The following is a 14137-nucleotide window of genomic DNA, read 5'->3' as shown; positions in this document are numbered from 1 at the left end:
GGCAGAAACACGCCGACTTTACGACCAATCGCTTCGTAAGGTTGTAAACCGATAATATTCGCCATGGCATCGTTTACGGTGACGTAGCGCATTTGCAGGTCGATAAAACACAGGCCGACCGGCGCATTGGAATAAATGGTTTCAAGCTGGAAGAGGCGCTGACCCGGAGCCTGATCAAGGCTGGTCAGGTTACGATCGATCCCCCGATAACCCCGGAAATTACCTTCGTTGTCAAACAGCGGAACACCGCTGGTTTCAAGAATGACTTCCGTCCCGTCAGGGCGAATATTACGGTTCAGCAAACCGCCGAATGGCGCGCGTCGTTCGACGATAGCAGCAAACTGCTCGCCAACCCGTTTGGCTTCATCAGGTGGCATGAAGTCAAWAGGCGTTTTGCCTAATACTTTTTCAGGTGGAACACCGAGAAACTCGATGCATTTATTGGAAGAGAAAACATAACGCCCCTGCGTATCGACTTCCCAGATCCAGTCAGAATTGTTATCGATGATATCCCGCAGGCTGGCCATTTGCTGTAATAGCAGCCCATCTGCTGATTCGAGTTTCATTTCATCCGACATGACACTTCTCCGACTGGCAGGTCTTTACTCAACATCAGGCATTAAGATTTATATCTGAAAATGATATATCACTAGCAATGTTATCTTGATGGCAATAATACATGTCACGGTAGGATTATTCCTACTTATAATTCAATAAATCTTTCTTGATAATATAAATAATTATCTACTATATTCGGCATAAAATGTTGCCTAAGTAAGGGTTCCATACACTTTGTCACCCCTATTTCACCTAAACACGACGTTGTACAGAATTCGCCAAAATGCTTGTCAGGATGAGTTTTTAATCGTTAAAGATAATAATTAGGTAGAATATTCTGCGCCATCACGATGATCTTATGGCACAGAAGTTTGCAAAAAGTTTAAATTAATTAATCGTTCGATAAGGTCTGCGCACGAACCGCGCCATCCCTGACCAGCTCACGCGGCAAACTATTTTTAATCCGGCTTCCGATTCGTTTCGCTAATCCCAACGGCTGGCCGAGCCATGTCACCAGACATTCATCTGCCGGTGGGGCAGTTTGCGGATAAATATCGACGCCCCGGAACCAGTTTTGCGCCAGTTCGTCGTCAATTTCAAAACGGTTTTTAGTTTCAGTATCGCTGAATGCGACCACGGCTTCGTGTTGCCAGCGGAAGCCTTTCGGAAAGCGTTCAGCCAGCCTGATACCAATACGCGAAAAGCGCACTTTCCCAAACAGCGGTTCCAGAACTGCTGGGAATATCCAGATCTCTTTGTCGCGTTGCCACAACGTATATTGTTTTTCCTGCCATAACAGTCCGGACTGACCGGCAGCTTTGATAATTTCTGCGCTGTCCTGACGGGAAAGCGGAGAGAAAGGGAAACGACCGACTTTGTATCCCGGAACAGGCAAGCGCGGTACGGAGTCCGTTTTGCGAAAACGCGCGACGAAGAAACCTTCACTGTCATAAACCTGAGGGAATACGTGCAGATAGCCTTCCTGCGTCACCGCTTTCCTCGCACCCGGGAATAAGTCTGCCAGCGATTCACTTTCCACCGCATCAGCATAAGTCTCGAGCAGCCACTGGCAGACCTGCTGGTTTTCCTGCGCATTAAGGGTGCAGGTTGAATAAACCAGTACACCGCCCGGTTTCAGCGCATGAAAAGCGCTGTCGATCAGTTCACGCTGCGTGGCAGCAATTTCCGACACGCTGTTTTCAGACCAGTTGCTCATGGCATCAGGATCTTTACGGATAACGCCTTCGCCCGAGCAGGGGGCATCCAGCAGAATGGCATCGAAAGTTTCCGGTAATGCGGCACCAAATACGCGCCCGTCAAAGTGGGTGAGTGCTGTATTGCTGACACCGCAGCGGCTGATATTGGCGTGCAGAACTTTTACCCGGCTTGCGGAATATTCATTGGCAACGATGCCGCCCTGATTTTCCATCAGCGCCGCAATCTGCGTGGTTTTTGAACCCGGTGCGGCGGCGACATCCATCACCAGCGTCGGCTGAGTGCCATCAGCAAATAACGCAGTGACCGGCAGCATTGAGCTGGCTTCCTGAATATAAAACAACCCCGCAAGATGAGACAACGCATTACCTAAACGCGATTCATCCAGGGCATGGCGGTTGATCCAGAAACCTTCGGTGCACCACGGCACAGGCTCTAAATCCCACTGATAACTGCCGGCCAGTGTAAGGAAATCTTCCACGCTGATTTTGAGGGTGTTGACCCGCAGGCTGGGGCGAAGAGGGCGCTGACAGGCAGCGATAAAATCCTCCATGCTCAGGCTGGCAGGCATGATTGCACGAGTGGCTTCCAGAAAAGCGGCGGGTAATTTATCAGCAAAACTGCTGGCAGTGGTGAGCTTTGACAAGAGTGCGGTTCCAGAACTGAATAAGTTTTCAGCCGCGGAGTTTAGCATATTTACCTGCGCAGGGAGGGGCTTCAGTCGTAACCAGGAAACGAAAAGGCCACCCGAAGGTGGCCTTGATGAAAATCATATTGGTTAATTTTTGGGGATTGCCGTTCCCCATTTCTGCCAGTCTTTTGGCGCTTCCGGATTGAGCAGGAAATGGTTGCCATTGCTGGCTTTCGGCGCCAGCGGCGTTGTCGGTGGGGTCGCAAAAGCGATACCGCCACGGATAAACTGCTGGAATGTGCCGCTTTTGAACACGCCGCCGGTCAGACCGAATTGAAGGTCATAACCGGATGCCAGCCAGAACACCGAGTTTTCGCGCACCAGATACTGGTATTTCTTACTGATCCTCAACGTCACGTTTACCCGGTCGGCCATCGCGCCAAGGTAGAAGCCCGAGACCGTACCTACTTCGATGCCACGGAACAACACTGGCGTGCCGATTTGCAATGAACCGACTTCTGCTGCGTCAACAACAATGCCAAGACCGTCGGTGTAGCGGGAATCGGTAATGGTAGATTCCTGCAGGTCAAAATTACGCGCCGGAACACCTTTGCCTGCTTCAACGTTGATATAAGGCTGGAGCAGGGTTTCCAGATTACTGACACCACCGGCTGAAATCTCCGGAGAAACAATCGAGAAGCGCGAACCGCGACGGGCGAAGTCGTTCACAAATTCCGGATATAACACGGCTTTGGCCGAAACCTGATTGAGCTGCGGATCGAGCTTCAGTGATTCGACCTGACCAATTGTGATGCCCAGATAGCGTATTGGCATGCCAGCAGAAAGCTTACTGGCATCATAAGTGTTCAGCGTTATCTGGCTGCCGACAGCGCGGGCCGCGGTTTCTGAATCATACAGAACCCGTTTCACGCCTTTACTGGTGGAGACACCTTCAAGATTATCAAAGCTGATGGCGCCTTTCAGCGCACGATCCAGCGGCGAGGCCTGAACGGTCAGACCGCTGCCATTGAGCTGCACTTTGGCACCACCTTCAGCCCAGAAAATGCTTTTCTCAGACAGAAGATTGCGGTATTGCGGCTGAATATACACATCCACTTCAAACTCGTTCGCTTTCGGGCGAACATTCACAATCTGCCCAACCTGGAATTTACGGTAAAGCACCACTGATCCGGCCTGAATATCTGGCAGGGTTTTCGCCGTCAATGTCAGTGTGGCACCTGGCTGATCTCCCTGAATACCTTCAGCGGCTTTTTCCGCGTTGCTGTAAAGCGGGTATTTCTGAACGGGTTCACCTTTACTGCCAGGAATGAGGCGGATACCCCCATCGACCCATTCCTGTGCGCTGGCACCCAACACTTCCATGCCATCAATACCCAGCTTCACATCCACGCGGCTGTTGACCACAAACTTGCTGTCTTTGTGCAGCAGATTTTTATATTCCGGCTTGATCGCGGCATTAAACAGGATGCCTTCATCAGTCAGCGTGCGGTCAATCACCGAGCCGACGTTGATACCGTAAAGCTTGATCGGCTGCCCCGCATCAATTCCATAGCTTTGCGGCGCAATCAGCTGAATCTTGACGGTACCGGGGTTCTGAAGCAGGCGCTGGTTACTGTCAAGCACCACGAAATGCTTTTGCGCTTCCCCATCGCCCGGGATCAGTTCCAGCGTATTACCCGTCAGTAACTGACTGATGTTAGCGTTGTTCAAACTAATTTTCGGGCTGTTCATTTCGATACGCGTCCCGGTACGCATCATGTCGATTACCGAAGGGTCGACAGTGAGTTTACCGGTAACTTTATTGTCGGGTTGCAAAGTGACTTTGGTCAGGGTACCGACCTGCAACCCTTGATACATCAGCGGTGTCTGTCCTTCTGACAAGCCGTTGCCGTTCGGCAAATCGAGATTGATTTCAACCCCACGCTGGCTCTGCGCCAGATCCGGATACAGCACGTAAGACTGGTCTGCTTTGGCCGGATTACCATCWTTTGGCGAATCCATTGAAATGGCTCCGTTAACCAGCGCGGCCAGACTTTCCATTTGCACTTTCGCGCCACTCAGGCTGAAGTCGCCTTTAAAACCGGATACGTTCCAGAAGCGCGTGTTGTCTTTCACCAGACCGGCAAAACGCTTGTCGATCAGCAAATCAATCGTGACGCCGTCATTACCACTTTCAATGTCGTAATCGTAAACTTTCCCGATAGGGATTTTGCGGTAATACACCAGGGAGCCGGTGCTCAGTGAGCCCAGATCTTTTGAATGCAGGTGAATCATCAGCTCACCGGTATTCAGGCGGAATTTAGGCTGGGTATCGAGCGCGACGAAATGATCTTTCTCTTTGCCGGGGCCGGGCATCATGCCGATGTAGTTACCGCCCACCAGCGCATCAAGGCCGGAAACCCCGGCCAGTGAGGCTTTTGGCGTCACCAGCCAGAACTGTGTGCCTTCGCGCAGGGCGTCAGACAAATCGCTTTTGATACTGACTTTTACCTGAATGGTACGCAGATCTTTGGTCAGACTGATGGACTCTACTGTCCCAACCTCAACCCCCTGATAACGCACAGGAGTACGGCCCGCAACGATACCCGCTGCTGACTGGAAATCGATCGTGACAGTATTTCCACGCTCCTGATAGTTGCTGTAAATCAGCCATCCGGCGATCAGTAAAGCAATAAACGGCAGAAGCCAGAAAGGCGAAATCCGGCGCCTGTGTTTTATCCGTGCTTCAGTCGGTGTATTCGGCGTTTCCTGTTGCATGTGCATCCCAAATCAAGCGGCTATCAAGCCATTCAACGGCAAGAATGGTCAGAATTACGGCAGAGCCAAAGTAAAAGGCGGCCGGACCCATAGTAAAAGACAAAAGCTGGTCACGGTTTACCAGCGACATCATTAATGAAATAACAAACAAATCCAGCATCGACCAGCGTCCTATCCAGGTGACCAGTCGCAGTAAACGGATGCGCGTTTTCAGTCCCTGAATCGCTTTAAAATGGATGCTGAGTAACAGTGTCAGCATCACAATCACTTTAGTAAAAGGCACCAGTACGCTGGCAATAAACACAATCGCGGCAATCGGGATATTCCCTGAAGTGGCAAGCGAAACGACACCGGAGAAAATAGTGTCCTTCAGTTGCTGCCCGTTGGCGTAAATGATGGAAATCGGCAGCAAATTGGCCGGGATTAAAAACATCATGGCCGCAATCAACGCCGCCCAGGTTTTTTGCAGACTGTGTTTGTAGCGTCGTTGCATGGGAACATGACAGCGTGGACAGCGCCCGTGTTCATCCGGTAATCCGGTAAATTTACAGGCAATGCACAAACGCAGTGAAGACGGTACGCCCTTTGGCCTGCGCTGCGGATAAAACTCCTCCCACAGCTGCTCAATATTAAGATTAATCATCGTCATTGTGACCATCACAGTCATCATCAGATACGCGGCCAGTGCAACTCCGGCATTGATATCCGCATATTCTTTGACCTTGATGCTGGCGACCGCCATGCCAATCAGATAAATATCCAACATCACCCAGTCTTTCAGGCGGTCAAGCATCAGCAATACAGGTTTGAGATTCATCCCCAGCTTGCTGCCAAAATGCAGATAAAGAATTGAAACAGCGAGTGTCAGCGGCGCACCGATGGTGCAAAACGCGACCATACTTGCCGTGRCCGGATCGCCCTGACGCGACATCTGCCAGATGCCTTCAAGCAGGCTGGCGTCAATACGCGTGCCAAGCAGACGGATGCTGATCAGTGGTTCGGTATAAGCGAAAGGCATCAGCAGCAAAATGCTGATGGCCATAGTGATCAGCCGGGGAAGGGAGCAAACTTTGCCTTTTTCCACTTTGGCATTACAGCGCGGGCAATGTGCAGTTTGCGTCCGTTTCAGCGCCGGAAGCGAGAAAAGGTAATCGCATTCATGGCACCGCTGGTAGCGAACATGCGGTAACTGGACTGATATTGTGTTTATTTTCATAGTACCTGGAATAGTAAAGAATACCTGTTGTTACAATTACGCATCCCCGTTGGGGGGCAGACGAGGCCATCAGGCCAAGATCAGCCAGGTTTTTTTGACAAAATAACGTATTATGCGGTCGGCAAACAGTTATTGTAGGCGAGTCTTTTTGATGTCACACAGGATTAACCTTGTTCACATGGGCATTTAATGCTTATTTTATAGGGGTTAAGCACAACAGAACGGCTCAGTGCCCTTAGGTCATTATTGGTTACTACATGAATAAAGAAGCATTCTACACGGAATTAAAACGTGATTTGAACGCGTTGATCGCCGGAGAAAACAATTTTATTGCTACTCTGTCGAACGCAAGTGCCTTACTTTTTGAACGTCTTGATGGCGTCAACTGGGTAGGTTTTTATCTGCTGGACGGCACAACACTCGTGCTGGGGCCATTCCAGGGTAAAATTGCCTGCGTGCGTATTCCGGTAGGAAAAGGCGTCTGCGGTACCGCAGTAGCGGAAAATGCTGTACAGCGTGTGGGCGATGTTCATGCCTTCCCCGGGCATATCGCCTGTGATGCAGCAAGTAATGCCGAAATTGTTCTGCCAGTGGCCGTTAATGGCACAGTGATCGGCGTATTAGACATTGATAGCACCGTTTATCAACGCTTCGATGAAGCGGATGAACTGGGGCTGACAGAGTTAGTCAGCGGGCTTTGCCAGCATCTCGAAAGCTGCGATGCTGAAAAATATGTCAATCTGATCGTAAGTTGATCGTCGGATAACGTGGCATTTAATAATGGCGTCATTATAATGACGCCTGTTCATGCCTGCGCCGGTTGGCAAACCCGTTGTAATCAGGAAATTTCATGGAAAATCAACCTAAGTTGAACAGTAGTAAAGAAGTCATCGCCTTTTTGGCTGAGCGGTTCCCGCTCTGTTTTACCGCCGAAGGCGAAGCACGCCCATTAAAGATCGGTATCTTTGCGGATTTGGTCGCGCGCGTGCAAGGTGAAGAGAATCTGAGCAAAACTCAGTTACGCTCTGCTCTGCGCCTGTATACCTCAAGCTGGCGTTATCTGTACGGCGTTAAAGTCGGTGCAGAACGTGTTGATCTTGATGGTAATTCATGTGGCGTTCTTGAAGAACAGCACGTAGAACATGCCCGTAAACAGTTGGAAGAAGCGAAAGCCCGTGTTCAGGCACAACGTGCGGAACAACAGGCTAAACGTCGTGAAGCCGGTGAAACCGCTGAGCCACGTCGTCCACGTCCGGCCGCTAAAAAACCTGCGCCGCGTCGTGAAAATGCGCCCGCAGCTGTGGCTGGCCAGGAAAATCGCAAACCACGTACACCTCGCCCACCGCGTGAGGAAAAACGTGAACCGCGTCATGTGCCAGTAACAGACATTTCAAAACTGCAAATTGGCCAGGAAATCAAAGTCAGAGCAGGTCAGAGTGCGATGGATGCAACCGTATTGGAAATTGCCAAAGACGGTGTTCGCGTTCAACTCTCTTCGGGTCTGGCGATGATTGTACGCGCAGAACATTTGCAGTTCTGATACGGAGGCCAACTCAGGCATGAACAAATTTGTCAGATTAAGCGTTATTGCGGGTCTGTTAATGGCAGGAGCCGGGCTGGTGAACACCAGCTTTGCTGCGAACGAGAGTACACCGGTGACTCTCGCTCAACTTCCTAATTTAACGCAGGATCCGCAGGATGCAACGGTGAGCGAGCGTGTGACTGCTCGTTTTACCCGTTCACATTATCGTCAGTTCGACCTTAATGCAGATTTCTCAGCGAAAATCTTCGACCGTTACCTCAACATGCTCGATTATGGCCATAACGTATTAATGGCTTCCGATGTCGCACAATTTACTGATAAACGTGCCACCTTGGGTGAGGAACTGAAATCCGGTCAGTTAACTACCCCCTATGCCTTATTCAATCTGGCTCAGAAACGCCGCTTTGAACGTTATGACTATGCGTTAAAAGTGCTTGAGCGCCCGATGGATTTTACGGGCAACGACACCATTGAACTTGATCGCAGTAAATCACCGTGGCCGAAAGACCGCGCTGAGCTGGACAAATTGTGGGATGCGAAAGTCAAATATGACGAGCTGAACCTCAAACTGACCGGCAAGAACGATCAGGAAATTCGCGATGTATTGTCTAAGCGTTATCATTTTGCGATGAAGCGTCTGACGCAAAGCAACAGCGAAGATGTCTTCCAACTGGTCATGAATGCCTTCGCGCACGAAATTGATCCGCACACCAACTATTTATCGCCTCGCAGCACTGAACAATTTAATACTGAAATGAGCCTGTCTCTGGAAGGTATTGGTGCGGTCTTGCAAGGTGACGACGATTATACAGTCATCAATTCGATGGTTGCTGGCGGCCCGGCGGCCAAAAGTAAAGCCATTGCAGTGGGTGACCGTATTGTGGGTGTCGGTCAGGTTCAGGCAGGAAAACAGACTCCGATTGTTGATGTGATCGGATGGCGTCTCGACGATGTGGTTGCGTTAATCAAAGGGCCAAAAGGCAGCAAAGTCCGTTTGCAGATCTTGCCAGCGGGTAAAAATGCCAAGAACCATGTGATTACGCTGACCCGCGAGAAGATTCGTCTCGAAGATCGCGCCGTCAAAATGACCATCAAAAATGTTGGCGCTCAAAAAGTCGCTGTGATGGACATTCCTGGCTTCTATGTTGGCCTGACAGATGACGTCAAAGTGCAGTTGCAGAAAATGGCTAAGCAGAACGTTAACAGCCTGGTTATCGATCTGCGCACCAACGGAGGGGGGGCGCTGACGGAAGCTGTTTCGCTGTCCGGTCTGTTTATCCCAAGTGGTCCGGTGGTTCAGGTACGCGATAATAATGGTCGCATCCGTCAGGACAGTGATACTGATGGCGTCGTTTACTACAAAGGCCCGCTGGTGGTTCTGGTTGACCGCTTCAGTGCTTCGGCATCAGAAATCTTCGCCGCCGCTATGCAGGATTATGGCCGTGCGCTGATTGTCGGTGAGCCGACCTTCGGTAAAGGTACGGTTCAGCAGTATCGTTCACTGAACCGCATTTACGACCAGATGCTGCGCCCTGAATGGCCTGCGCTCGGTTCTGTGCAATACACTATCCAGAAGTTCTATCGCATCAATGGCGGCAGTACTCAGCGTAAAGGGGTTACCCCGGATATCCTGATGCCAACCGGTATTGAATCGATTGAAACCGGCGAGAAGTTCGAAGATAACGCACTTCCGTGGGATAGTATTAATGCGGCAACCTACACCAAATTAGGCGACATGAAACCGTTCCTGCCTGAATTGCTGAAAATGCATGAAGCCCGTATTGCGCAAAATCCTGAGTTCCAGTACATCCAGCAAGATATCGCGCGTTACAAGGCGCTGAAAGACAAACGTAACATTGCCTCTCTGAATTACGCCCAGCGTGATAAAGAAGATAAAGAGGATGATGCACTGCGTCTTAATCGCCTGAATGAACGCTTCAAGCGTGAAGGCAAGAAGCCGCTGAAATCTCTCGACGATCTGCCGAAAGATTATGTTGCTCCGGATCCTTACCTTGATGAAGCCGACCATATTGCTGTCGATCTCGGCAAGCTGGAAAAGTCTCAGGTTGATCAGGCCCCGGCAAAATAATTCTTGTGACAGACTGACTAAAAGCGCACTCCGGTGCGCTTTTTTTATGTCGTGTATTTCTCAATAACATCGGTATTTCAGCCCTGTCTGTAAAAGCAAACGCTTCAAAATGTAAAGTATTGTGAATTCAGGCCTTCAGAACGCATGGAGTCTTGAATCCTGATAAGAAGCCCATAGGATCAGTACAGCCCGGCATGCTATGTGCCGGTGGTATGACTCGCTAATAACAATGAAGTAACAATGAGGAAGTGAAATTTTATGATGCGTATAGCGTTGTTCCTGCTGACTAACCTGGCCGTTATGCTGGTATTCGGGCTGGTACTTAGCCTGACCGGCATTCAGCACAGCAGCGTGCCGGGGCTGATGATCATGGCCGGGCTGTTTGGCTTCGGTGGCGCAATTGTCTCATTACTGATGTCGAAATGGATGGCGTTACGCTCAGTGGGGGGGGAAGTCATTGAGCAGCCGCGTAACGAAACTGAGCGCTGGTTGATGGACACCGTGCGTCGCCAGTCTCAGCAGGCGGGCATTGCGATGCCACAGGTCGCGATTTATCACGCACCCGATATTAACGCCTTCGCCACGGGTGCACGTCGCGATGCCTCTCTGGTGGCGGTGAGCACCGGATTGCTGCAAAGCATGAGTCAGGACGAAGCCGAGGCGGTTATCGCCCATGAAATCAGCCACATTGCGAACGGCGATATGGTAACCATGACGCTGATTCAGGGGATCGTGAATACCTTCGTGATCTTCATTTCACGTATTATTGCGCAGGTGGCCTCGGGCTTCCTTTCCGGCAACCGTGATGGCGAAGAGAGCAGTAACGGCAATCCGCTGATTTATTTTGCCGTGGCGACCGTGCTTGAACTGGTCTTCGGTATTCTGGCCAGCATCATCACGATGTGGTTCTCGCGTCACCGTGAATTCCATGCGGATGCGGGTTCTGCAAAACTGGTGGGCCGTGAAAAAATGATTGCTGCGTTGCAGCGCCTTAAAACCAGTCACGAACCGCAGGAAGCGGGGAGCATGATGGCGTTTTGCATCAACGGTAAATCGAAGTCATTCAGCGAGCTGTTTATGTCCCACCCGCCACTCGACAAGCGTATCGAAGCGCTGCGCAGTGGTGCATACATCAAGTAGTTTGTTTCCAGCAATGCTGAACAAAAAGCCCGGCTACTCTGCCGGGCTTTTTCATATCAGGATTTCAGGTTTTCCGATTCCTTCTGGCTGCTGGTTTTCTGCGTCATCCTCAGTAAACTGACCAGCGCGCCGGTTCCGGCCAGCATTCCTGCAAGGATCAGTGATGCGTGAGTGCCATGCTGCGGGAACAGGTTAAACATCAGGGCAACCATCGCCGCGCCGGTTGTCTGACCCAAAAGACGCGCAGTGCCCAGCAGTCCGCTCGCACCGCCACTACGGTTTCGCGGGGCTGAACTGATGATTGTGTGATTATTCGGCGACTGGAATAACCCAAAGCCGGCACCACACAGCAACATGCGCCAGATAATGTTCAGATGCGAAGGCTCTGATGGCAGTAATGACAGGGAAAAGAGCCCGAATGAGAACACGATCAGACCAATCCCGCCCAGCATTCCCGGATGGAAGCGCTCAACCAGACGGCCGGCGATCGGCGCCATCACCATCGTCGCCAGCGGCCACGGCGTGAGCAGAAGGCCTGTTTCCACGGAATTCAGACCGAGAGTGTTTTGCAGGAAGAAGGGCAGTGAAACAAAAGCCAGCATCTGGGCGCTGAAAGAACACAGCGAAGTGCCCAGAGACATACTGAAAATAGGAATGCGCAATAAATCGATCGGCAGCAGCGGGAAAGGCTGGGAAAGCTGACGGCGTACGAAGAACCAGCCGATGATCAGGAGGGCAATGACTTCGCTCAGGATCAACATAGGGTTCTGACCTTGCGCAAATCCACTGATGGCGCTGATCAGCAGGCCAAAGGTCAGGGCATTCATCACGCTGCTGATGATATCAAAACGCTGACCCTGACTTCGCGTCGAGTTCGCCGGTAAAAACTTCAGACCGAGTATCAGAGCCACAATACCAATCGGAACGTTGATGGCAAACAGCCATTGCCAGGAGGCTACCGACAGAATACCAGCGGCAATGGTGGGTCCGGCCGCTGCCGAGACGGCAACGATAAGTGCATTAATACCGACGCCACGTCCTAAGAAACGCTGCGGATAAATAATACGTATCAGCGCGGTATTTACACTCATGATCGCTGCCGCACCAAAACCTTGTAACACACGGGCGACAGTCAGTGTCATCAGTGAATCCGACAAGGCGCAAAAGAGCGAGGTGATACTAAATACCAGCAAACCCGTCTGGTAAATACGGCGGTAGCCAAATATGTCGCCCAGTGAAGCCAGAGAAAGCAGAGAAATCGTGATCGCCAGCTGATAGGCGTTAACCACCCAGATAGAGGTTGCCGGGCTGGCATGGAAATCATTAGCGATGGTGGGCAGTGCGACATTAGCGATAGCGCCATCCAGTACAGAAACGGTAATACCCAGCGCAATGGCCAGAATGGCACCATATCGTTGTGGAATGGGTAATCCGTCAGCAGGTGTAGAAGTCATGAGTTCTGTCAGTGCGTAGTCATCAGAGAGGGGAATATTACTACGCTAATTAACGTAAAGTGACAATTGTCACATGATGTAATGAATTTTTTATCTCTCTGTCGGGAATGAAACTGGCTTAACAGTTCTTACATTCTTGATCAATGGGTTGATTGCTTCTCAGCGATGCTTGCCAGTATAATAAAAACCACGTTCTATTTTTTTTGAAACAAACTCAACGCGAGCAGGTAATACACCCTATGGCTATCGCAGATCTTGATAAGCAACCCGATTCCGTCTCCTCAGTCCTGAAAGTTTTTGGCATTTTACAGGCGTTGGGGGAAGAGCGTGAGATTGGCATTACTGAACTTTCTCAGCGCGTAATGATGTCTAAAAGTACGGTCTACCGTTTTCTTCAGACCATGAAATCCCTGGGTTATGTCGCACAGGAAGGAGAATCAGAGAAATATTCCCTGACGCTCAAGTTGTTTGAACTGGGTGCCAAAGCGTTGCAAAACGTCGATCTGATCCGCAGCGCTGATATTCAGATGCGCGAATTGTCCCGTCTGACCCGCGAAACGATCCACCTCGGTGCACTGGATGAAGACGGGATTGTCTACATCCATAAAATTGATTCGATGTACAACCTGCGCATGCATTCGCGTATTGGTCGCCGCAATCCGCTGCACACCACCGCAATCGGTAAAGTGCTGCTGGCATGGGGCGATAAAGCAGAAGTCAGCGCGCTGTTGCAGGAAATTGAATTTACCCGCAGCACTGAAAATACCATCATGAATGCTGCCGATTTGCAGACTGCGCTGGATCAGGTTCGCGCGCAGGGTTTCGGCGAAGACAATGAAGAGCAGGAACAAGGGCTTCGTTGTATCGCAGTTCCGGTATTCGACCGCTTTGGCGTGGTGATTGCTGGTTTGAGTATTTCTTTCCCGACGATTCGTTTCTCCGAAGAAAGCAAAAGTCATTACGTAGAAATGCTGCATACTGCCGCGCGGAATATTTCAGAGCAAATCGGTTTTCACGACTATCCGTTCTGAATAATCGCGTTCTGAGTGATTGCGGAATTTCAGACATAAAAATCTATGGTCACCCCCGTTTTTGCAACGTTGATTTTGATTTATGATGGACTTGCTTAAATCTATACGGCGTCTGATGGGCAACCTTACGTTGCCTGCGCCACGATGAAGTCCGCGCCTGCAGAACCTTAAAAAACGGACGGCTTCAAAGAGCCATTTTTTATGTCAGGTTCATCCGCAGGTCGCTGTGCCGTTCATGTCATCAATAATCGGTCGTCGCAAAACCAGAAAGTCACTGCGTAATGCCTAAGAGCTAACAGTTCGTCCCTGTTGGCTCTTTTTATTGGATAAAAGCTGTACGATGGGTTGTCACCGACCAGGCTATTCGGGCCAGTTTGTTGGCTAACCCGCAGGCCACTACGTTCGAGTGATGCCGCGAGAGCTGGGCCTTCACCCAGTCAGCCAGCCGCCCCTGATTGTGTTCAAGTCGTTGCATAAAAGCG

At 50.6% G+C, this 14137-nt stretch carries 10 protein-coding genes and 1 pseudogene; 5 read left to right on the top strand and 6 right to left on the bottom strand.

What is annotated here, in order from left to right:
• The 4 genes from AC1DUO_RS21640 to yebS all read right to left on the bottom strand — a co-directional run.
• The coding region (locus tag AC1DUO_RS21640) for a PAS domain-containing protein (protein ID WP_477988683.1) at nucleotides 1-578 on the bottom strand (578 nt) is incomplete at its 3' end.
• A gap of 371 nt (nucleotides 579-949) precedes the next feature.
• Nucleotides 950-2467: a 16S rRNA (cytosine(1407)-C(5))-methyltransferase RsmF gene (gene rsmF / locus AC1DUO_RS21635; RefSeq protein ID WP_477988682.1), complete on the bottom strand. Its 1518-nt coding sequence runs from the start codon at nucleotides 2465-2467 to the stop codon at nucleotides 950-952.
• A gap of 84 nt (nucleotides 2468-2551) precedes the next feature.
• On the bottom strand, nucleotides 2552-5182 hold the full coding sequence (locus tag AC1DUO_RS21630) for a PqiB family protein (protein ID WP_477988680.1): 2631 nt from the start codon (nucleotides 5180-5182) through the stop codon (nucleotides 2552-2554).
• The gene (yebS, locus tag AC1DUO_RS21625) at nucleotides 5151-6398 is read right to left on the bottom strand and encodes a membrane integrity lipid transport subunit YebS (RefSeq protein WP_477988678.1); all 1248 of its coding nucleotides are present in this window, start codon (nucleotides 6396-6398) and stop codon (nucleotides 5151-5153) included. The genes AC1DUO_RS21630 and yebS overlap by 32 nt, the downstream gene beginning before the upstream one ends.
• Before the next feature lie 257 nt (nucleotides 6399-6655).
• Between yebS and AC1DUO_RS21620 the strand changes: the two genes are divergently transcribed.
• The 4 genes from AC1DUO_RS21620 (at nucleotide 6656) to htpX (ending at nucleotide 11170) form a co-directional block, all read left to right on the top strand.
• A complete protein-coding gene (locus AC1DUO_RS21620; protein ID WP_013576152.1) occupies nucleotides 6656-7153 on the top strand; it encodes a GAF domain-containing protein in 498 nt (165 codons plus the stop codon).
• 95 nt (nucleotides 7154-7248) lie between these two features.
• Entirely contained in the window at nucleotides 7249-7938 is a 690-nt protein-coding gene (gene proQ, locus AC1DUO_RS21615) for an RNA chaperone ProQ (protein ID WP_013576151.1), read from the top strand.
• Between the two features lie 19 nt (nucleotides 7939-7957).
• Complete coding sequence (gene prc, locus AC1DUO_RS21610) at nucleotides 7958-10030, top strand: carboxy terminal-processing peptidase (protein WP_013576150.1); 2073 nt, start codon at nucleotides 7958-7960, stop codon at nucleotides 10028-10030.
• A gap of 258 nt (nucleotides 10031-10288) precedes the next feature.
• Entirely contained in the window at nucleotides 10289-11170 is an 882-nt protein-coding gene (htpX, locus tag AC1DUO_RS21605) for a protease HtpX (protein WP_013576149.1), read from the top strand.
• Between the two features lie 56 nt (nucleotides 11171-11226).
• Here the strand turns inward: htpX and AC1DUO_RS21600 are convergent, their stop codons facing one another.
• Nucleotides 11227-12624, bottom strand: coding sequence for an MFS transporter (locus AC1DUO_RS21600; protein ID WP_037037455.1), 1398 nt, complete (start codon nucleotides 12622-12624; stop codon nucleotides 11227-11229).
• A 239-nt stretch (nucleotides 12625-12863) separates the two neighbouring features.
• Here AC1DUO_RS21600 and kdgR point away from each other — a divergent pair, with 239 nt between their 5' ends.
• Nucleotides 12864-13655 carry a DNA-binding transcriptional regulator KdgR gene (gene kdgR / locus AC1DUO_RS21595; protein ID WP_013576147.1) on the top strand — a complete coding sequence of 264 codons (792 nt, stop codon included), beginning with the start codon at nucleotides 12864-12866 and terminating at the stop codon, nucleotides 13653-13655.
• A 319-nt stretch (nucleotides 13656-13974) separates the two neighbouring features.
• Here kdgR and AC1DUO_RS21590 read toward each other — a convergent pair.
• Nucleotides 13975-14137: pseudogene (locus AC1DUO_RS21590) on the bottom strand (IS110 family transposase); the annotation flags it as partial.

This window comes from Rahnella sp. P4_A8 (assembly GCF_056402435.1).
Note: the sequence above shows the minus strand (reverse complement) of the source record. Positions and strands in the feature narration are given on the sequence as shown.